General features: G+C 63.7%; 10 protein-coding genes. 3 read left to right on the top strand and 7 right to left on the bottom strand.

What is annotated here, in order from left to right:
• Window positions 1–195 precede the first annotated feature (195 nt).
• Window positions 196–3,090 carry a glycosyl hydrolase family 28-related protein gene (locus L21SP4_RS09460; RefSeq protein ID WP_052882428.1) on the bottom strand — a complete coding sequence of 965 codons (2,895 nt, stop codon included), beginning with the start codon at window positions 3,088–3,090 and terminating at the stop codon, window positions 196–198.
• Between the two features lie 117 nt (window positions 3,091–3,207).
• On the opposite strand from L21SP4_RS09460, the gene L21SP4_RS09455 reads away from it, so the two are divergent.
• On the top strand, window positions 3,208–4,677 hold the full coding sequence (locus L21SP4_RS09455; protein WP_144413817.1) for a sulfatase: 1,470 nt from the start codon (window positions 3,208–3,210) through the stop codon (window positions 4,675–4,677).
• 164 nt (window positions 4,678–4,841) lie between these two features.
• On the opposite strand, the gene L21SP4_RS09450 is transcribed toward L21SP4_RS09455, so the two are convergent.
• The 6 genes from L21SP4_RS09450 to L21SP4_RS09425 all read right to left on the bottom strand — a co-directional run bounded on the left by L21SP4_RS09450 (window position 4,842) and on the right by L21SP4_RS09425 (window position 19,116).
• Window positions 4,842–7,949 carry a discoidin domain-containing protein gene (locus L21SP4_RS09450; RefSeq protein WP_052882426.1) on the bottom strand — a complete coding sequence of 1,036 codons (3,108 nt, stop codon included), beginning with the start codon at window positions 7,947–7,949 and terminating at the stop codon, window positions 4,842–4,844.
• Window positions 7,950–7,965: 16 nt separating this feature from the next.
• Complete coding sequence (locus L21SP4_RS09445) at window positions 7,966–9,099, bottom strand: uroporphyrinogen decarboxylase family protein (RefSeq protein WP_052882425.1); 1,134 nt, start codon at window positions 9,097–9,099, stop codon at window positions 7,966–7,968.
• 80 nt (window positions 9,100–9,179) lie between these two features.
• Complete coding sequence (locus L21SP4_RS09440; RefSeq protein WP_052882424.1) at window positions 9,180–13,253, bottom strand: glycoside hydrolase family 2 protein; 4,074 nt, start codon at window positions 13,251–13,253, stop codon at window positions 9,180–9,182.
• Between the two features lie 148 nt (window positions 13,254–13,401).
• Window positions 13,402–14,154 carry a PEP-CTERM sorting domain-containing protein gene (locus L21SP4_RS09435; protein ID WP_160300782.1) on the bottom strand — a complete coding sequence of 251 codons (753 nt, stop codon included), beginning with the start codon at window positions 14,152–14,154 and terminating at the stop codon, window positions 13,402–13,404.
• 969 nt (window positions 14,155–15,123) lie between these two features.
• The gene (locus tag L21SP4_RS09430; RefSeq protein ID WP_052882422.1) at window positions 15,124–18,093 is read right to left on the bottom strand and encodes a glycosyl hydrolase 115 family protein; all 2,970 of its coding nucleotides are present in this window, start codon (window positions 18,091–18,093) and stop codon (window positions 15,124–15,126) included.
• Between the two features lie 99 nt (window positions 18,094–18,192).
• A complete protein-coding gene (locus L21SP4_RS09425) occupies window positions 18,193–19,116 on the bottom strand; it encodes a PEP-CTERM sorting domain-containing protein (protein ID WP_160300780.1) in 924 nt (307 codons plus the stop codon).
• Window positions 19,117–19,299: 183 nt separating this feature from the next.
• Between L21SP4_RS09425 and L21SP4_RS09420 the strand changes: the two genes are divergently transcribed.
• Complete coding sequence (locus tag L21SP4_RS09420) at window positions 19,300–20,454, top strand: AraC family transcriptional regulator (protein WP_052882420.1); 1,155 nt, start codon at window positions 19,300–19,302, stop codon at window positions 20,452–20,454.
• A gap of 166 nt (window positions 20,455–20,620) precedes the next feature.
• Window positions 20,621–22,042 (top strand): sulfatase, encoded by a 1,422-nt coding sequence (locus tag L21SP4_RS09415; protein ID WP_052882419.1) that lies wholly within the window; start codon window positions 20,621–20,623, stop codon window positions 22,040–22,042.
• Window positions 22,043–22,161 lie beyond the last annotated feature (119 nt).

Raw genomic sequence — 22,161 nt, 5'->3', positions numbered from 1 at the left:
GCGAATCGGATTCAACCCCGCGGAAGCTGAGGCTCCGCGGGGTTTTTTTGTCGGCGGTTCTGCTGGACAGCAGAAGACCGTCCGCCGTTTTCGTACTCGTACGCGTACGCGTACTCGGAGCGCCGAAGGCGGAGAGATCGCGCCGTACCGGGGACGCCCGGGGCGGGTAAAAACGTGAAGGCAGGGGCGGGAAAGCTATTCCTGCGTCGTGTTTGCCGCGTCGATTGAATGCGAGCCGGGGAGGCTGTACGACCGCGGTTCGCGGAAGACGTTCCCGATGACTTCGATATAATCCAGCTCGCCGGACTCGTGCCGGATGTACGCGTCGGAGTGATTATCGAGAAACACGCTGCCGTACAGGTACACGCCGTCTGCGTTCCCGTTCAGGTAGTTGTAGTCGTTCACCGCGCGGAATATGTTGCCTTTAAAAAGGATGTTGGCCGTCGCAGGCTCGTCGTAATCGAAAAACAGTCCCCGGTCGTGAAGGTCGAAGTAGCTGTTGCGGATGATGGCGCTCTGGTCGAAGGCGGTCGGATGAGTGAAGTGCAGCGCCGCGATATTGCCCGGCCTGCGGGTGTGGTCGATGTGCGAGGTGTAGATCCGCGTGAATCGCGCATCACCCGTGAGCCGCACCCCGCAGAAGGAACCTTCCAGCTCGTCGTAGTACATCCCGCCGCCGGCGTAGACCGAGGCGATCGTGGTGCCCGCGCCCTCAACGACGAGCTGCGTGTCGGCGCTGTGGATATTGCAGGAACGGATCAGATTCCCGTCGCAGCCCTCCGGAACCACGATGCCGTGTCCGGGCAGGTAACGTACGTCGACGCGATCCAGCGTGCTGCGCCGCAGTCCATCCAGCCGGACGGCCGCGGCCACGTTGGTATTGTTGCCCGAAAGGGTCAGCGAGCTGATCAGGACATCCTCCAGAAAGCCGGACTCCGGGGCGCCGCGGATTATGCAGTCCATGGGGGCGTCGGCCACGATGTATGTGGCAGCGTACTCTCCGAGCAGGGTGATGGAGGACCTGATTTCAAGCGGTTCGGTGATCATGTAGCGCCCGGGCGGGATATAGACGATCGACCCGTCCGGCGCGGTGTCCAGCGCCGCCTGCAGCGCGGCGGTGTCGTCATCGCTCTTGTTCCCGGCGGCGAGGTAGGGTGCGTCCTTCACGTTGATATCGCACGGGACGTCTCCCGGCACGATCGGCGGCGGACCGATTTCAAGTCGCTCAATGCCTTCGAATTCACTTCCGGTGAGACCGAAGACGTTCTCAGTCCGGACGCTTTTCGCGCCTTCGAGCGATTGCGAGGAGCGTGCGAAGCGGTTGCCGGTGAGGGCGACCGAGTCCACCGTGCCCGGCTCCATGAAAATCGCGTCGCGGGGCAGGGCCGATTGGAACTCGTTGCCCCGGATCGCCAGGCAGGAAGCGTCCTGCAGAAAGATATCGCGTTCGCCGTTGTCCCGGAAGACGTTCCCGTTGATTACGATGTGTGCCGGAGCGGCGTTGGTTACCGCAAGGCCGTAGTCGACGTTGTCCCGGAAAATGCTGTCACAGACTGAATTTGCGTGTCGCCAGTCGGCGCCGTCGGCAAGGACCATTCCGGTCATGCAGTTCGAGACCACGCAGTTGCGATAGAGATTCGCTCCGCCGTCGATCTCGAGGATGCCGACGTCCGCGCCGCTGATCCTGAGATCCGCCAGGTGGCTGTCGCTGTCGCCGTGAATAAAACCGGTCCCGGAATGATCCCGGATTTCGATCTCGATGTTCTCATAGAAATTCACCCAGCAGGGATCGCCGTCCGAGCGGAGCTGGCGGATCCCGCCGCCGCGGACGTTCTCGATGCGTACATTGGCGATACGCAGATTGATGGCGTCCTCGAAGTCGATGATCCACGGGATCTCCAGCCCGGCGCCGTCGAAGGTGAGATGCTCAATGCTCAGGAACCGCACCGCCGGGTCGCGGCCCCAAAGCATGGAGGTGAGTTCGGCCGACGGCGCGGCACGCAGGACAGAGCCTCCCGCTTCGCCGGGCGTGCCGGCGCCGAGCAGGCTGACGAAGATCCGCATCTCCAGCGGCCGGGTGATCGTCGTGACACCGGGCGGAAAATAGACCGTCCCGTTCCAGCGGCTGGCGGCGGCGGCATCGATCGCGGCCTGAACCGCGTCCGAGTCGTCGAGCCCGTCGTTGAGAACCGCCCCGTAGTCGCGGATGTCGTGGTACGCATAAGCCGGGGCATGGGCTGCCGTCTTTCGGACGCGGTAGAAACGTCGATTGCCCTCCGCTGTGTTTGTGACCGCGCAGAATCCCCCCGCGCCGACAAGGTTCGTGGCTTCGGGGCCCCAGGTGCCTCCGACGAGGTGGGTCGTGGACTCGACCCTGTACACGGATCCCTGCACGCCGGGCCACCGGAGGGCGAGCCGGTCCGACGCATCGGCGAGTCTCGTCAGTCGGGGGAAACGCCGCGCGGAATCCCGCTGCCCCGCATTCCTGAGTTCGCCGTACAGCTTGACGTGAGCGAACTGAAGGGTGGTGTTGAGGGCGGAACCGGGTGCGGCATGGGCGCACTCGATCCGGAAGACCAGCGAGGTGGAGGCCGGTACCGCATCCAGGTCGAGATCCCGGATCGTGTCCCGCAGAGAGCTGTTGCTCGCTCCGCCCAGAGTGGCCGCCTCCCGGAAACCTTCGCCGGCATCGACGTAGATCACGAACGAGAAGTCGTCACTGAACTGGTTGAACCGCAGCTCGGCGTGATCGGGATCTATCAGCCGGTTCGTGTCGGCCGTGCGGACCGTGAACGTCAGGTAATCGCTGGAATTCATAGGATGCGTATCGAGCGCGTTGCGCTTGATGTTCAGCGAATAGCCCGCGAAATTGGCCAGCTCCGGCGAGGTCCCGCTGGCGTCCGGGTCGCCGTATTCGGTGATGTCTGTGGCTGCGAGATCGGGATCGATATACTCCGCGTCCATCTTCGACGGCGTGGGATCGTCGCTGAAGTTGTATTCGAGCAGCAGTGCCCCTTCGCCGCGCGCAAGAAGTGCTGCGCACGTGAAGACCGCAAAGATCCAGAACCATCTGGGTTGAAGTGTCCTCATGTTTAAAAGACATAATCTCACAGTTTCCGGTTTTCGAGAAAGTGCAAACGATAGCCTTTCCCGTTGAATCCCGGAAACGAATCGATACGATCAGCGGGTGAGTTGCGGAGGGATGAGGTGAAGCGAAGTGATTTCCTGCACATGGCGTTCGGGGCGGGCGCGCTCGGTGTTCTCCGTACGAACGCGGCAGAGAAACGTCCCCCGAACATCGTCCTGATTCTGGCGGATGACCTGGGGTGGGCGGACACGGGATGCTATGGCAACACCTATCATCGGACGCCGAACATCGACCGTCTCGCGGCGCAGGGAATGCGGTTTACCGACGCCTACGCGAACGCGGCCAACTGCGCCCCGACCCGCGCCTGTCTCCTGACCGGCCGGTACGTCCCGCGCCACGGCGTGTACACGGTCGGTCCGCCGGAGCGGTTTGACGGCCACGAGCAGTTTCTCGAGTACGGCGAGCGTAAGCTGCTCGCCTGCGCGAACCCCGAGGCCGTTCCGGAGGACGCGATCCTGCTGCCGCAGCCGCTGCGGAGGGCGGGTTACGCAACCGCGCTCTTCGGAAAGGTCCACGCCCTCTTCCGCCGCGGACACGTCCCCCACATGCATCGCATCGCCGCGGAAGACGTCGAATACATCCGGCGAAAGGGATTCGATGAGGCCGTCGTCGCACGGTCGTTCGACCACCTGCACGCCTCCGTCGTGACGGAAGACGGCCCGGCCCACTCCGGCGAGCTGATGTCCGAAGTGCTGTCCGGTCGTGCGGCCCGGTTTATCGGCGATCACCGCAACCGGCCGTTCTTCCTCTACCTGGCTTCGATCCTTCCGCACAGCCCGCTCAAGGCGCCGGCGGAGCGGGTGGCGAACTATGAGCGGATTCCGGCTTCGGAGACGCACGACAACCCCACCTATGCGGCGATGGTCGAACTGCTCGACCGCGCGGTCGGCCGGGTCCTCGACGCGCTCGAGGAACACGGTCTGGCGGAGAACACCCTGGTGATCTTCACGTCGGACAACGGCGGAGCGACCGGGGTGTACGGGAAACCGTGGACCGTCAACGGCCGGATCACAAGCAATGCTCCGTTGCGGGGACAGAAGGGACAGTTCTACGAGGGCGGCATCCGCGTGCCGTTCATCGCGCGTTGCCCGGGAAGTATTGAGGCGGGGGCGGTGTGCCGTACACCGGTCGCGCTCACGGATCTCTATCCGACCTTTCTTGAACTGGCGGGATGCGGGATCCCCGGAAGACTGGACGGGCGGAGCCTGCGGCCGCTGCTGGAAAGCCGTCCGGAGCGGTTTCCGGAGCGCCCCCTTTTCTGGCACTTCCCCGGCTACCTGCCTTTGCGGGCGCGGCCGCACAGCGTGGTGCGCCGCGGCGACTACAAGCTGATCGAGAACTTCGAGGACGGATCGCTGGAGCTGTACAACCTGCGTGAGGACCTCTCCGAAAGACAAAACCTCGCGCCGTCGCAGCCCGAGCTGTGCGCGGAACTGGCCGCGCTGTTGCGCGACTGGCGACGTCGCACCGGCGCGCGCATCCCGGAACCGAACCCCGATTTCGATCCCGCTGACGAAGGGGTATGGTAGAGATCCGGCTGTCCGGCAGAAGGCTGTCCGGATGGCGGCGCGCTCGGAGATTGCGCCCTACCGGGGACGCCTAGGGCGGATGAAAGCGTGCAGGGTAGGGCCGTTTTTCCGAAACCGCCGCAAAACCGGCGCCTCTGCAGAACCCTCCCGCCCATTCCCTCGCACTATTCGCCTTCGGGCGTGCAGGTCAGCGTGTGCAGCACGACGGCGCCGTCGCGGGGCTCGACCTGCAGCCGGATCGAGGCCGGGCGTTTGAGGCGGATCGGGATCTCGCAGGCCGATACGCGGGTCGCTCCCCCTGTTGAGTGGCCCAGAGTAATCTCGCGCCTGACGTCCGTTTCCCCGCCGGACAACCGTGAGACTTCCTGCCAGTCCTCGCCGTCATCGGACACCTTCAAGGTGTAGCGGTAGGAACGCGACTCGCCCTTGTACCAGGCAATCTTCACGGTTTCGAGGGGTTTGCCGGGATCCAGGGGAACCTGGATCCAGTGATCGCCCCGCGTGGCCCAGCGGGTCTCGTCGTCGTCGTCGAGCACCGCCTCCGGGGGATAACCGTCGATGGAGTCGCTGGCCGTGACGGCCGCGGTATCTTCGCGATCGAGGGCGTCGGCCTCCAGTTTATGGATGCTGTTCCAGTCGCCGGTCCCGTACCCGCGGCATTCGATCCGCAGGAACCGCGCCCGAACGGGTTCGATCCGCACCACGTCCGGGTCGGAGGGGCCGGAGGTGACCCGGAGGCAGCACGAGGCCGTTTTGTCGGCGGGACTGAGCCAGACGCACACTCGATATGCGCCGGGGGCGAGATCCCGGAAGAAGTCGACCATCGGTGCGACGGTCAGGGTCGCGGGCCGGTCGATCCGGACCCCTCGGCGCAGAAAGGCCTCCTCCGGCGCGGTCCCGCCGTTCGGAGCGGGCTGTGCGACGACGTCCGGTACCGTCACAGCCGGCAGGCCGGTCTCCCGTTCGCCGAGGACCGACCAGTACCGGCGGCTCCGATCGATATGATAGGTGTAGCGTCCCGCGCCCATGCTGAGCGGCTCGTGGCGGGTAGGGCCGTAGTGGATTCGAACCGCCCCGAGGCCGGCGGCCTGGGACGCGGCGATAAAGTCCGTGAGCCAGCGCGTACCCAGCGAGACGACCATCGCCTCCTCGCCGCGATCCGGGCGACCGATCTGAGACAGCTCCGCGTACTGTTCAATGGTGCCGACCGGGTCCGCCGTATTCAGGAGGGCGCGGGCCCGTTCGTACTCGCCGCGCTCGATCGCCTCGCGGGCCGGGCTGTAGGCGAGTTCCTGGTCCCGGCAGAATCCGATGATCACTTCTTCCAGCGTCCTGAAGTATTCGAGGCGCTCACGCTGACGCGCGGTCATCCCGGAGGTGTCGGCGGACCGAAGCCGCTGAAGGCGCTCCCGGCACTCGCGGATGTTCTCTTCCGGTTCGGGGATATACTGCTCCTCCGTGAAAAAGTGATTGCTCGTGACCCGGCCGAAAATCGGCCCGTCCTCAACCCAGCGCAGCAGGTGGTCGCCGAGGGTCTGCGCGTGTTCCGGGCCGAAGTAATGACGCGCCATGATCCGGCACGTACGCGACAGGGCCTCGTTGCGCGACCGGTCCCACACCTGGCGGACGTGGTTTTTGAAGTAGAGGTCCAGCGGTCGGTTCATCCAGTGCAGGATGCCGAACCCGCCCGCCTCCAGGTCGGAAAGGGTGTCGTTCAAATCCTCATGCGGATCGAGCGGCCGACCGATGTATTCCCCGTCGTCGTGATGCGCCCAGACGATCGGCGTCACCCGTCCGCGCGCGCTTTCAAGCACCTTGCGGGGCCGATCCCGATAGAAGAACGAGCCGCCTTTATAGCGATTCATACTCTGCGAGTCGATCGGCATCATGGTGAATTCCTCAGGAAAGAATTCCAATGCCGAGGGCATCCAGTCCGTGTGCCAACTGCCCGTGCTCAGGCGCACGTCCTCCCGTCCGAGTTTCACGAACGCGCGCTGGAAGGCGGCGGCCACCTTGCTCAGAGCGAAGGCCGGCAGAACCCGCTTGATGTCCATCTCGGCGACATGAGAATGCTCCCGCACATGGGCCTCGTATTCTTCCCGCCATGCCGAGGGCAAATGGCCGACCTCCTGGAGTTTTCCCCATTCGGCGGCACCGGGGCGTCGCCAGAGAGAGAGCATGTCGATCTGCGGGTAAAGTTCCAGCAGCGCACGCACTTGCGCCAGGTAGAATTCATACCCTCCGGGGGTGTCCGGCCGCGGCAACCAGATATCGCCATTGCTGAAGCGCTCATCCTCGTCCAGGGCCGTGATCATCTCCTGCGGCAGCACAGATGCGGTGTCGATATCCAGAGCGAAACAGACGCGCATCTCCCGTCGCCCGGCGTCGGCGAAGGCCCGCTGCATCATGGACTGCTTGGCCGCGATCCGTCGATCTTCGGGGACGAGGGCAGCCTCGCTTCCGAATTCGGCGGAATCGAAGATCTCCCCGCCGGGGAGGCGGCGGACGTCGTTGACGTGCTGATTGCCCCAGTCCCGTCCCCGTCGGGTCGTGGCGACGTACCCCGCCGGCTTCTCCATGCCGCGGAAGGTGTAGGTGAACATGGGGTTATTGCCGTAGGCGTGGACCATAATCGTGTTGTAGCCCATCTTCTGCGACTGCTCGATCCAGCTCAGCCAGTGCTCTTCGTCCCATCCCGAACAGCCGGAGAGGAAGTTATGCCAGTTGAAGACGATCCGGTCGTGCACCAGCGGATGGTCCTCGAGGTCCCAGGCCTCGAAAGAAAAGGATTCGCGGGGGGCGGGGAAGGTTGTTTCGCTCAGGTAGTGGCCGCATCCGAGCGCCTCGGTGAGGCGGTAGACCCCGAAAAGCGCGGCTCGTCCGGTCGCTCCGGCGATGAGCCCGGCCGGCCGCCGGTCGCGCACGCCGTGCCGGACCACGAAGTGCTCCTCGCCGTCGAGGGCTTCGGGTCCGATCCATGCGCGGACGTCAGGCAGCGAGTCCGGGGTCCCGACGAAGATGCGGGCGTCCGCGTCGCCGGATGTCCCGGACAGGGCAAAGGACGTCGCCGGGTACAGCGCGGACAGGGCCTGTTCGAGGTACGCGCCGGCGATCTCCTCGGCGGGCGAGGGGCGGTCGGGGATGACGATCGCCGCGGTGCGGACGGGATCGTCATCCGCCCGTGCGGTCAATTCGGCCGCGAATCCCGCCCGGCCGAACATGGGGACGGCGGCGATCAGGGCGGCCATGACGGTCTTCGTGTTCCACTTCATGGAGTGCTCCTCTGTGTCAGGCGTACTCGCGCCACGCGTCGCGGAACCAGACGATCTGTTCCCAGCGCGCATTGATCGGCGTGTTGCAGCTTGCGGAGAACATAAAGCGGTGGCGGTACGGGGTCAGGCTTCTGAAGAGCTGTTTCACGTACTCGAAGACCGCCTCGCGCGTCTGCAGCGACTCGAATTCGATCGCGCTGATGCCACCGGTGATGAGGAACCGGTCGCCGGTCATCTCGAAGGCCTCGGGCAGGGTCACGTCGCCCAGCGGCGGGAAGGCCACGCCCTCGAGGCCGTCCACTCCGAGCGAGGCGATCAGCTCGAGGTTGGCGCGCTGGCTTCCGCAGGCGTGGATCCAGAAGGTTGCATCGTACCGATGGCAGAGCGCCGCGGCCTCTTCGTAGAACGGGGCGCTCCAGCGTTCGACGTAATGCGGCGGGTGGAACATCGTGTCGAGATTGTCCATCGCCATGACCGCGCGTACGCCCGACTCGAGCATCGTCCGCAGGCCGTCGATCTGCCGGCGGTGATGGGTGTTCATCCACGCCTCCGCGCGTTCGGGCAGATCCGTCAGCAGAAAGGTCGTCTGTTCCGGACCCATGAGGAGGTGCAGCAGCTTCAGCGGCGAAAAGACCTCGCCCGCGCAGAGCACGTCGCCGTCGTCGAGCCGCCCCGTCTCGCGCTCCCAGCGATCCCGGTCGAATCGGAAGGTGCGGTGCTCGAGCCATGCCTCCAGCGCCTCCGCCTGCTCCTCGTAGTCCGTGATCGGAAATTCCTCCTGCACGAGGGTGGACTCCTCCCATACGTAACGTCTGCGCTCGTGGAGCGGACCGGCGGGGGTCTGCCAGTGCTGTTCCAGGACGAGATCGCGGCCGTCCTGTTCCTCGTGTTCAGCGGCGGTGACCGGTGCGCTCCAGACCGGGTTCAGCAGGCCGCCGAACCAGCCGCGCCGCTGATCGCAGTAGAGATTGCGGCTGAAGACATCCAGTCCGAGGTGTCGGATGACCTCGAGCTGGGTCCGGGTGTCCGCCAGTTCCGGGGGGAGCGTCCCGTGATGGCGGTGGTGCGCATACCACTGCCAGTAGTTCGGGGCGTAGACCACCCGCCCCGGATCACGACGCTCCAGTATTCCCTGCACAGCTCCGCTCATCAGAACCTTCCCTTCGGTGTGATGTTCAAATCGTCAGGATGCTTGTTTATCATCGGTATACTCCACCGTTTCGATCGGCATTACTTCAGCGCCCAGTCCAGCAGGTTGGACAGCAGACGTTCCGCCAGCGGATCGGTTTTCCACGCGGATGCGCGCAGTTCGCAGACGAGTGCTTCGCCTTCGCCCGACCTGTACAGGAAACACGGATAGGTCTTGGGTCCCTTCCATCCATAGGCGTGCGTGCGGATGTCTTCCGCGAGCGGGACCAGGTTCGGCGCGTCCCATTCCAGTTCATAGGTGCCGAGGGCGACCTTCGGCCCCGACCACTCCGAGTTCCACCATTTCAGATCGCCGTGGCGCAGGCCCTTGTAGAGGGGATGCTCCGTCTCCTCGATATTAGCCTGTTCCACGTTGCGGGGGATATATTTGAGAATGCCGTCGTCCGGAAACAGGTCGGCCGCGTCACCGGTTTCCAGGAGAACGAGGCGGCCGCCCGTGCGCACGAAATAGTCCAGAATCCGTCCGCGGTTGGTGTCGTGCCGCGGCGCCGGGGGTCCGCTGATGAGCATCACGTCCTTCTGCGGATCCAGCCGGGGACCCTGGTGATGGGCGGTGGATTTCATGCCGGTTCGGAACCGGATCCCGCGGCGGTTGAGATACTCGTTCAGGGGGCTGTTCTGCAGCACGACCAGCTCCCTTCGCTGCCCTTCAAAGGGCCGGTCGATGCGTTTCGGGCCCACGAGTATGCGGTAGTGGTTTCGTGCCACAATCCGGTCGCCGCTGCGCAGGGACAGTTCGAGCCGGCAGGGGCCGCGGTCGGTTTCCCGGTCGCGGGCGATCGGGAAGGAGAATTCAGCGGTACTTTTCCGGAAGTAGGGACAGTCGGGCAGCTCGAACCGGCGGCGTCCCAGCCGCCGCCCTCCGGCGTCGCGGAGCTCCATGGTGCAGGTCAGCCGGGAGAGGTCCCGGAAGCGGTTGGAGTCGTTGACGACCACCAGTTCGCCCCGGATCCCGTTCCCCGCGTAGACGTGGCGGTTACGGAAGCGGGCGGAGATCAGCACGTCCGCGTAGGCGCTGCGGGTGTACTCTTGGACGGGGTAGGGGGCCAGGTGTTCCGCCGACCAGGCGTTGCGGAACCAGTTGAAGTTGCTGAACATCATCCATCCCGCCGTTCGGCGGGTGCGCCGTACGTCTTCGATCCACTCCTTGGTCACCACGGCCTGGTGACGCAGAAAGCGGTCCGGGTTCCGGTCGGGAAACGCATCGTCGCCCACCCAGATCTGCGGGACGAAGAGCTTGATGTAGTGCAGCTCGGAGGTGCCCGTATCGTCGTTCGGATAGCCGGTCGAGGCCTCCTGGCTGAGGATCGGCTTGCGGGTGGCCGGAAGGTAGCGTCCTTCCGCGTACTGATCGGAGAACACGCTGGGCGTGTACCATCCGCTGTAGAGGTGCGGGTCGGCCAGATCGCCGTCATCGAATCCGTGCGCCTCGACGTATTCGGCCTGTCCCGGGTGGGCTACGTACCCGGAGGTGAGGATGACCGGACGGGTGCCGTCGTACGTGCGGTAGAGGTCGAGCAGTTCCTGGAAGTACGCCCACTTCTTTTTCTTCCGCTCGGGATCGCGATCATCCATGAAGTATTGCTCGTTCCCTACGGTCCACACGAGGATGCCGGGATGATTCCGCAGCCGTTTGATGATCTCGATCGTCTCCCGCTTGTGTTGATCGAGCAGGGCCCGGTCCGGGATCTCGGAGTTGCGGATCATCAGCCAGGGCCAGACGCCTTCCGATGAGAGGCCCACCCCGTACCGGTCGGCGGCCCGGGCCCAGGTTTCGGTCGGCGGGAAGCCGTGCGAGCGCATAATGCGCTGGTTGGCCTCGTGCATGTGCTTCAGAAAGCGCCGGGCCAGTGCGGCGTCGTTCGGACGGTAGGCCAGCGGTCCCATGTTTGCGCCGCCCAGCCAGTAGGGTCGTCCGTTCATATGGATCTGCGTGCCCTCCACCTCGATCGTCCGGAAGCCGACCTCCCGGGTGTCCTGCGCCAGGACCGATCCGTCACGGAGGGCGCGGACGGTCGTTTTCAAGGTATACAGATTCGGGTCGTGGGGGAACCACGGCTCGATGCCGTCCGGATCGAGAGAAAGCGTCACTCTCCGGGTCTGATCGGGCTCCACCTCCGTGCTGCGCGTGAAGGTCCGGCCGGCCACTTCGGCTTCGATCTGCAGGGATTCGCGCGAGCGGCCGGTGTTGCGCAGGTCGAGCTGCAGGTCCGCCCCGTCGGTGCGCGGTTTGAAGAAGAGATCCTCCAGCCGGACGCGGCGCGATACCCGCTTCAGGCGTACGGGCTGCCAGAGGCCGATCGGGCGGTCCGTCACCCGGCGCCCCATGCCGTCGTAGGCGGGATGGTAGAACCCGCGGGGAAGAGACTTGAGCATATCCTCGGTCACCTCCACGGAGACCGCCACCGTGTCCACCTCCCGGCTGAACTGGCGGGTGTTGCTGGAGACGTAGACCGCCAGCAGATTGGTTCGGCCCCACTGCACGAAGGGCGTGAGGTCCGCCTCAAAACGCCCGAACATTCCGGAGTGCCGGGTCACCGGCTCGCCGTTGCAGTAAACGGCGGCGTTCATGGCCGCCGCGTCGAACTCCGCGATCAGCCCGTCCCCGGATCCTCCTTCCGGGAGTTCGAACCACTGGCGATACCAGCCGGACTGCAGGTCGCGGACGTCGAAGGTGAGGTCTTCGACGCGCCGCATCTCGTGATGCCTGAATCCGTAGGCCTGTCCGCGGTTTCCGGTCAGACACCAGAAGGAGATCGGATTGAGAAAGGCGGGCACGTCCACCACATGCCAGTCCTCGTCGGCTTCGGCCGGCGCCTGCGGCCGGTCCGCCTCTCCGGTCTCCCGCCCCGGCAGAAACAGCCAGTCGCCGTCGAGGGTCAGGGTGTCGGCGTCCATGCTCCGAGCGCGGTAGCCTTGACGCCGGCGAAGCCGTTTCTCCTGCTGCTGTTTCAGCCGACGCCGCTCCGCAGCGGCTTTCTCCTCTTTTGAGGCGAGCTTATCTTCCCCGACGTCCTTCCAGGGTTCGATAATCAATTCGGACAGGAACAGCCCCTGTTGACCGTCGGGGTGGTTGGACACGAAGGTCAGCGCGAGTTCCCCGTTCGTGACCTCGACCGGGAACCCCCGCCGCAGGAACTCGTTGCGCGCCAGTTCCTGTTCCAGCACGCGCTGCTCGTCTATTCGCACCTCCGCGCGGGAGGGATACTCCACGTCGCCCAGCACGGGGGTCACCCAGTAGCGGCCGTTTTCAAGCCGATAGCGAAACGTCGCGCGATCCAGACCGTGGGCCACGCACACCCCCGACAACTGTTCCGCGGGCACGTCCTCGCGGTCCTTTCGAGCGCGCGTGTACCGCCGGACATCCCGGTTCCAGCCCAGCCCCGCGGCTTCGTTGAAGGCACTTCCGTCGGATACGAGATCGCCGGAGGCGGCGGGGTTGGTCGGGGTGACGAAATTGATCCGGATCGCCTCGTCTGAGAACCGGCCCGCAGTGCGGGGTTCGACGGGTTCGATCGAGAGATCCCGGAATTCACAGCGGTGCCAGCTGCCGCCGACGGCGATGCCGCCGCGGGTGAGCCCCCCGGTATCCTCGAAGACCATCTGGGGTTCGGCGACATCCCCCGCCCTGATGGTGATGGAGGGGCCGACGACCCGGATCTCAAACGGAATCCATTGTCCGGGCTTGAGGTCAAAACCCAGCGGCGCGAAGTGTCCGAGGTGGATATCGGGGCTGGAGCCGTCCGATTCCCGGTAGCGGTACAGAATCAGGTCGTCCATGAGTCCGCCGCGCAGCGCCACCGCGTAACGGTTCCAGGGGTCGCGGTAGCGGAATGAGAGCCAGATCTGCGCCACCCCGTCCCGCTCGATACAGCGGGCCTCTCCCCGAAAAACGTAGTCGTGCGCATCCACGTCCGCCGTCAGCGGACGGTCTTTGCCGGTCAGGGTTTCGTCCTCGACCCGCCAGTCGCCGCCCGGTTCCGGCGCCCAGGAAAAGTCGGTAAGGCGGGAGGACGACTGCGCCCCCGCGGCGGCGGTCGACAGCAGCAGTATGAGGCCTGTAAGTCTGACGGATCGTTTCTGTAGGGCATGCATGTTCCGATCTCTTCTGTAAACTGAAGGGGGCGTCGCCCCGCTTTAGTATCGGTCCCGGCGCGGGTCAACACGCGCAGGGAGCAAAAAAGAGCGACTCGAAGAGCCGCTCTACGGCAGATTCACCGAGCACGCCGCGCGTCTCGATCCTTTAAGATCGCACTCTGCGGAGAAGCAGCGCCGCGACGCCCAGCCCCATCAGTCCCAGGGCGGCCGGTTCGGGAATGACCGAAATGCTCAGATCATCGTAGGCTGACTGGCGTCCTCGCAAATCATCGTTCCAGGATTTTCCGAGGGCGATTTTGCTGAAGTTTTTGGCGTTTGCGTTCGTGAACTGAACATCATCGTTCAGTGACATCACGCAGGTGCCCTCGGAATCATACTCGAACGTAAATTTGTTCCAGAGTCCGCCGTTGGAATCGTGGTCCGTAACGTCGTCGGGAGCCGTGACATCACCCGCGCCATTGAGATCGTAAATCAGGCTTCCGTTGCTCGAGTTGATCTTCAGGTACATATAAGTGCCGTCATCCGCGTAGAGGCGCATCCAGCTGTCGGCTGAATTCAGGTAACTGATATTCCGGTGCATCAGGTAGAACTCTACCGTCGCGTTGGTGACTCCGCCGGCAAAGTACGTCTTCTGCACGATATTGGGTTGATGGTTCGAGGGTGCGAGCAGGCAGTACGTACCGGAGCGAGGCAGGCGGTTGTTGACGTTCTCGTCCGCCATAACCATGTCCCCCTGGTCGCCATAGAGGTGTGACCATCCCGCGTCGTAAAGCTCCGTAGTATTGGTATACTCGAATCCTTCAGTGATGTTGGTAATGAGGCCGGCATGCGCCGCTCCCGTAATCAGCCCCGTGACGATAAGGGCGAGCATGGGCCTGAATAAACCTGTACCTGTCATCGCTCTCCTCCCTGTCTGTTTTCTGCATTTCGCAATCCACAAGTCTTGCCGCTGTGAATTACCCTCGTATATGCTATGCATATTAGTCCGACTTCAGTCTGCATGCATAATTAACCTTCAAAAATAAAATAATGCACATTTGCGCCAAAAAAAGGGGGGGTGCGGAAGATCAGGGGGAGCGTAGAATCGCGATCGTGGGGAGAGAGAATGGGATTCACCATGAAGGACATGAAGAGCATGAAGGGGTGAACATAATTCGTACTCGTACTCGGACCGCCGCAGGCGCGATCCCATCCGTGTCCCCGGTGTAATCCGTGGTCGAAAACACAAGAAAGGTCTCTCGCAGAGATCGCAAAGATGGATGAGGACAGCGTAGGCAAATAAATCGTGCCCCCCTCGAAGGAAGAAATTCCTTGGCGACCTTGGCGGCTTGGCGAGAGAAAAACGGATTGAAGTCACTTCAGCGGACGGAGTGCCGCCGCTGACAAAAAACACAAGACATGACTCTCGCCAAGGCGCAGAGATCGCAAAGATGAATGAGAAGAGCGCAGGCAAAGAGATCGTGCGCGCTCTCTTACGTTCGTAGTAGGCCCGCAGGCCTGCGAAGCAGGGCCAGGGCCGTTATCTTCACGCGCCTGGCCTGCCGGGGGCAGGCCAGGCGCTACTACGAGCAGGATTTTTAGTGGATGGCGGGCCTTGCTCCGATGAGGTTCCTTCTCAGGAGTAGAAAAGGCAGGGACCGATTACGCGTACGAGTACGCACACGGCGGACGGCCTTCTGCTGTCCAGCAGAATCCCTGCCTTCAGGCGCGGGTTCAGTACGAGTACGATATTCCCCCGGGTCTCCCAATGTTGAACTCAGGGGTCGGGGGTGTTTTCCGGAGTGGATTTGAAGAACCGCGAGGCGCGTGCGATCACGCGTCCGCACCTCGCGGCCCGCTGCGGGTCTGTGAGCAGAGGCGGTCGGACCTACTCGATCACGCGTTTCCCGTCGCAGTGCGGGTACAGGTAGGGGAAGTTGCCCTCGAACCTCTCCTGCTCCTGGTAGTCGAAGATATGCTGTCTGCGCGGCCGCGTCGGAGGCGGAGGCTCGCCATTCAGCCGGGCCAGCAATACCCGTATCCGGTCGCGGCTGTCCTCGACGTTCACCTTGCCGTCGCCGTAATACCAGGTCGTCCAGCGGCCCGATTCGGCCTCATGCATGGATTCGATAATCCTCTCGCACGCCGCGAGCGCCTGTTCGGCGCAGGCGACGGCGCGGGCGGTGTCGTTCCGATCGTACGCCTCCAGCGCCAGGCAGTATTGTTCCAGCATGATGAGGCCCTGGAGATGGAACTGGATCTGGGCGAGCACATGCTCCTGATAAAATGCGCGCCGCGGCTCGGGCAACCGATCGAGAATCGGCTCGGCTTCGGCCGCCAGTTTTTTCACGTAGGCGATATTGGATGCGGCAAAGGCCCGCAGTTCCTCCGCATTCGCGAGGATCTCTTTTGTTAGGGGTTCGCCCGCGGCCAGCAGAGGCGCGGCGGGGCCGTCGAGCTGGCGCCTGAGAACGGTGTGATTGGCGTTGGCGCCGCGGTGGGGTGGTTTGCGCTTGTAAGGAATATTGAAGTAGCCTTCATAGACCTCCGCAATTTCCTCCGCCACTTCCTCCCCGAACTCGCGCCGGCTCCACTCGAGCAGATACGCGTCCCCGTTCTGCTCGTCCGTCCGGTCCAGGTAGGGATCGGCGTTCCACGCGAAGCGCATCGCGCATTCGGTGGAGAGCGGGACCGGTTTAACGTCGCTGACGTTGACCAGCAGGTAACTCGTGCCCCCGGCCCGCGCGAAGCGGCCGAGTTCCCGGTAGATCCGGCTCGGGGTAACCAGCTCGGTCAGCTGGTTGCGCATACTCCCCATCATGGCGGTGTGATAGTAGATGCCGTCTCCGGCCCGGGCGGCACCGTCGTCGTCGATGACCCCGCCGCCGTTGTCGGCCCAGACCCGCACCACGCCCTCCGGCAGTGTCACGTGCCCCTCGTGCATGAGCTGACTGCCTTCCTCCCAGAGGTTGGCTATGATCATGCCGTCCGGGTCCACCTCGCGGATGAGTTCCACCTGGCGGGCCATGGCCTCCGTGATGACGGCTCCCCGTTCCTCTGCGGTTTTGACCTCCGTCTCATATTCCCAGAAAGGACGATCATGTTTGCCGCGGTATCCGACGGTCCAGACCGTTTCAAAGCCCTCGAAGGCGGAGATACACTGGCGCCAGTAGCGCTCCATAATCTCCGGATGCTTGCGGTAGGAATAGGGCACATCCTCAGGCCAGCGCCAGGTGAGCAGTCCCACCACGGAAATATGGTGCATGTTCAGCGCCAGACCTCGGCGGGAGGCGAATTCCCAGCAGCGTTCGTCGGGAAAGTTGAAGGTGCCCGGCACGATCATGTTGCCCCGCAGGCGCAGAATCGTCTCGCAGATGCGGTCGAGCATGTCGAGCGAATAGACGGTCTCGCGCAGCGGATCGGGCGAGTAACGGCCGAGCAGATCCTCGTCGTTGATGAAGAATCCGCGGTAACGGAAGGTCGGAGGGCCGAACGTCTCGTTCAGCGTGGCCGGGACGTCGATATGCCGCCGCGCCTCGGGTTCGTGACCGGTCCAGAAATACCACGGGTTCACACCGAGGATTTCTTCCGAGAGGGCATAGGCGGCAAAGATGAGTCCGCGGGTGTCGTTTCCGTTGACGAGGATGCGCGGCCCGCCGGAATCTCTTTGCACGCGCAGGGCGAAACTCTCGGGCCCCCGGGGGAGGTCTCCGTCCGGGGTTACGCCGAAGACGATCATCGGACCGTCCCAGTTCTGCGGCGCCCGGGGCCGTACGACGGGGCGGTGACCGAACACCTTGTACCAGTCGCGCTTCACGTCTTCCAGCGCCCGCATGACGGGCTCGTTGCCGACGGTGACCTGCCGGCGATAGGCGTCAGGAACGATCCACGGCGTGTCGGCATGGATGCGGACACGCCCCTTCGCGGCGGCTTGCGTTGGACGGGCGGGCTGCTCCGCCGGCTCAGCAGGGGCCGCAGGGGCCGCCGCGGAGGGCAGTACGGTCGTCGTGTTCCCGGCGGGATCGTATCGGCTCGTAAGCGAGCCCACCTCCGAGCGGAGGGCGCCGTCGTCGATCCAGGCCTGAACGCGATCCCTCCGATCGCCGCTCAACCGGAGGGTCGAGTCGGCATCCCGGAAGATGATCCCGTTATCCTCGTCCGAGAGATCCAGCTTCTCGTATTCGTAGGTCTCGCCGCCCATATCGAGCGTCCCTCCCGTCAGGCGGATGGAGGCGGTATGACCGTGGGCGGCCTGCAGCGAAAGGGGTTGCTGCATCGTGACGGTGCCGCCGGGGTAGATGCTGATGCGATGATCCCGCTGACCGCCCCCGGCTACGCGGCCGAAGCTGTGGCGGATCCCGAAATCCATGGAGCCGTTGACCTCGAAGAGCACGTTGGCGTCGTCGGTAATCCCGTTGTTGGCGGGGGCTGCGTCCCAGGTTCCGTTGACGGCGATCTTGACCGTACCCGACTGTCCGCGGATATCGTAACGCTGCGAACCGGTCGAGAGCGTCCCGTCGATCGTCACCGTCGAAGACGCATCGATCTGGGAGATCGTCCCGCTGGTCGAGTCGGCGATGGAGAGCGCCGCGCCTTCTTCAATGGTCAGGCTCCCTTCGCTTCCGTACAGCCGGATGGACCCGACCTCCACCGTCCCGGTGACGTTCACGGACGATCCGTCGCCGATCGCGTAATCGTCTCCCGTGGTGAACGACGACCCCGCCGGATTCCAGTTCCCCGCATCGCCGAAGCTTGTGCCGTCGCCTCCGCCGTCCCAGCTGTACGGCGCCGCCCCCGCCGGTATGACCGCCACGGAAAGCAGCAGCATGCAAACCAGCCGCGCGCTGAATGATTTCATGAGACCTCTCCCTGCCGCGATAATGTACTTATCCGTGTACAAAGACCCCGGCATGTTTCCATGCCGGGTATGAATGGAACGCTCCGCTGCGTCGCCGGGCTATCGAATGCGCCGACGGAGCAGCATCAGGCCGCCCATCGCCGCGCCGAGCAGACCGATCGTCGCCGGTTCGGGGATGACGGTCGTGAGGTCGCTGCCCGCATCGTATCGGACCTGGAGGTCCCCGACCGTCGACGAGAGCGCGCCGTCGTCGATCCAGCCCTGAACGGTGTTCGTCTGGTCCCCGTCCATGAACACGGAGGATTCGGCGGACTGAAAGATGATCCCGTTATCCTCGTCCGAGAGGTTAAGGTCGCCATAGAGGTAACTCAGCGTACCCATATCCAGATCCCCCCCGATCAGACGGACCGAGGCGGTATGACCATTCGTGGCCTGGAGTTGGAGGTCCCTCTGCATGGTCACTACGCCGTTGGTGAAAATGCTGATGGTGTGATCCCGCTGACCGCCCCCGGCTACGCGGCCCATTGGACCTACCCCAAAGTCCATGGATCCATGGACATCGATGAGCATATTGCATCCCGTGCTCATCAGGTTGTTGGCGGGTTCGCTGTCCAGGGTTCCATTGACGATAATGTTGAGCGTACCGCCGTTCCCCCGAAGGTCGTAACGATAGGCGCCCGTCGAGAGCGTCCCGTCAATCGTCAGCGTAGAGCTCGAATCAATATGAGTTTCTGCGCTCTTGTTGATGGAGACCGACGCTCCCTCCTCGATGGTCATGCTTCCGTCGTTTCCAGCCAAAAAGAAGGACTGGATATCCAGTGTTCCGGTGACGCTGACGGCCGATCCGTCGTCTACTGTATAATGATCATTCGTGGTGAATGCGGACCCCGCCGGAGACCAGTTTCCCGCGTCATCAAAGGTCGTACCGTCGCCGGTACCGTCCCAGGTGTAATCCGTGGCCCACGCCGTGGCGCCGAGCGCAAGCGTCAATACAAACACAAACATGATTCTCAGTATCTTCATCGTTCTTTCTCCCTTTGCTTGGTTTACCTCTCCCCCGTCCATTGCTCATGCGCTGAAAGCGCGAGCAATCGATTTCCCATTAAGACGTCGGTCAGTGTGATCTGCTCTGAGGTTAATTCCTAGATGTAAATTCTGCCAAAAAAGTATGTACAATCGCGCCATAGTCGGGCAGCATGGCCGGCCATGGACAGACTGATCAGGCATCGGCGGGTTCTGCTGGTGATGGGCGAGCGGTACAACATGCGCGTCCATCGCGGGGTGGCTCAGTATGCGAGCGGGAACCGCTGGCACCTGACCAATCTCTTCGGAACGGACCCCGGTCCCATCCGCAGGCGGGGGTGTGACGGGATCGTGGCGGTGCTGGATCCGGACGATCCCCTGACCGGCGCGGTGCTTCGTCGCCGCGTTCCGAAGGTCGATCTGTCGATCATCCGCGATCGTCTGGCAATGCCGCACCTGACCGGCGACAACGAGGCGATGGGACGCGAGGCCGCGCTCCATTTTCTTGATCGCGGATTCAGGAGCTTTCTCTGGTTCTCGGCGCGGGACCATGCCCCCGCCCGTAAACGTTGTGAGGGCTACACGGCGGAGCTGGCGCGTCATGGGTTCAACTGTCGACGGCTGGTCGTCGATGCGCAGTTCGGCACCCGGACCCCTCCGTGGGAGAAGCTGGAGGCATGGATCCACGACGAGCTGGCGGTCGCCGCCCTGCCGTGTGCGGCGTATGTCTACAACGACGTTCAGGCGGCCGATCTTCTCGATGCCTGTGTCTCCGGCGGCATTCAGGTTCCGCATGAAGTGGCCGTACTCGGCACCGACAATCATCCGCTGATCTGCCCGACGGCCGCGGTGCCCCTGTCGAGCATCAATCACGACCTCGAAGAGCTGGGGAGGCGGGCGGCGGCCGAGCTGGACCGGCTGATGAGCGGGGAGCCCTCCGCGCGCAGGATCATCACCATCCCGCACCGGGGCATTACCGTACGCCAGAGCAGCGACATTTTCGCGATCAACGATCCCTGCATGGTGCGTGCGCTGCGCTACCTCCACGCCAACTTCCATCGCGACCTGAGCGTCGAGGACATCGTAGAGGCTTCGGGGACCTCGCGCCGCTCGCTGCAGCGCTGCTTCAAGGCCCGTCTGAACCAGACCATTCACGGCGAGCTGATGCGGTTGCGGGTCAACCGCGTGTGCCAGCTGCTGCGCGAGACGAGTTATTCGGTCTCCGATATCGCCGCCGTATCGGGATTCAACACGCCCGAGTATCTTCACCGCATCTTCCGGCAGCGTTTCGGGATGACCCCGCGCCAGTACCGTATGAAGGAAAAAGAACGTTCGTAGCAGGCCCGCAAGCCCGCCTTCGCCTCCCCCAAACCAATCTTCATGCCCTTCATGTTCTTCATGGTCTATCCCCGCATCCTGCCGGAAGGCGTGCAAACGATAGCAATTTCCCGTTGACTCCGGGGACGGGGGGATCATAATGAAACGGTTATGAGAGGAGGATGAGATGCGGCGGAATCACGGTGCTGAGACGAGACTGGGCCGGCGGGATTTTCTGCGGATGGCCGCGGCGGGCGCGGGGATCGCGGCCGCGGGACCGGCGGCGGGATTGACGGCGAAGGCGGAGGGCGGGCGTAAAAACGTCCTCTTTCTCATCTCGGACGACCTCAACACCGATATCGGCTGTTACGGACACCCGATCGTGCAGACCCCGAACCTTGACGCGCTGGCCCGGCGCGGCGTCCGTTTCCACCACGCCTACTGTCAGTTCTCCGTCTGCAATCCCAGCCGGGCGTCGTTCCTGACCGGCCTGCGGCCGGAGACGCTGGGGGTCGTCAACAACAAGGACAACTTCCGCGACCTGAACCCCGACGTGGTCAGCCTTCCGCAGTTCTTCCGCGAACAGGGCTACTATACCGCCACGATCGGCAAAACGTTCCACGTCGGCGAGAAGGATCCGAAGAGCTGGGATTTTGCCGCCGAGTGGTGGCTCGACGAGCTGCGCAGTACGAAAGGTCCGTTCGACAACCCCACCCGCAATCACGAGCACCAGCTCGGGTGGTGTCTCTGGAAGGAGGTCACGGAGGGCGATACGTACGACGACAGCATTTTGCGTCATACCCTGGATCAGCTCGACGTATGCGCGCAGAAGGAAGAACCGTTCTTCCTCGCCTGCGGCTTCATTCGGCCTCACAACCCCTATTTCGCGCCGCAGCGGTTCTTCGAACCCTACCCCGTCGAAAAGCTGCGTCTTCCCGAAGAACCCGCCGACGCCGACGACCCGCCCGCCGGCGCGTTCCCGATCGGGCAGTGGGGGCAGGCCTACGAACAGCTCACGACGGTCGAGAAGAAGGAGCTGCTCCGCGCGTACTACGCCTGCATATCGTATGTGGACGACTCCGTGGGCCAGGTCCTCGACCGCCTCCGCGAACTCGGCCTCGAAGAGGACACGATCGTCGTGTTCCTGGGCGATCACGGGTACCACTGCTGGGAGAAGGACTGGTGGGGCAAGACCACGGTCTTCGAGCGGTCCGCGCGCTCGCCGCTGATGATCGCCTATCCCGGCATGCCCACCGCCGGCCGGACCTGTCACCGCGTCGTGGAATTCCTCGATCTCTACCCGACGCTCGCCCGCATGGCCGGATTTGAACGGCCGGAGGGACTCGAAGGTCGAAATCTGGTGCCGCTGCTGCGTGAGCCGACGATGGCTTGGGATGAATGGAGCGGTGCGGCCTATACACAGTTCGGCCGCAACCTGTGGTCGGTGCGCACCGAACGCTGGCGCTACTGCGAGTGGACCGGACGGGAGGGCGGCCGGGCGCTTTACGATCATAAGAACGACCCCGAAGAACACCACAATGTAGTGGATCACCCGGAGTATGCAGAGACCGTGGAGCGGCTCGAGACGATGCTCGCGGCGAAAAGGTAGGGCGTGCTCTCTCCGCCTTCGGCCTTGATGCCTTCGGCGGACAGGCTGAGCGCGCCGTTATTGCGGCGGTTCGGGTATGCAGCCGAACCGCCCCGTCTGAAGAAACTGACAGGGAGAAC

This window comes from Kiritimatiella glycovorans (genome assembly GCF_001017655.1).
GTDB classification, from domain to species: domain Bacteria; phylum Verrucomicrobiota; class Kiritimatiellia; order Kiritimatiellales; family Kiritimatiellaceae; genus Kiritimatiella; species Kiritimatiella glycovorans.
The sequence above is the reverse complement of the archived record's forward strand: the minus strand, read 5'-3'. Positions and strand labels throughout refer to the sequence as shown.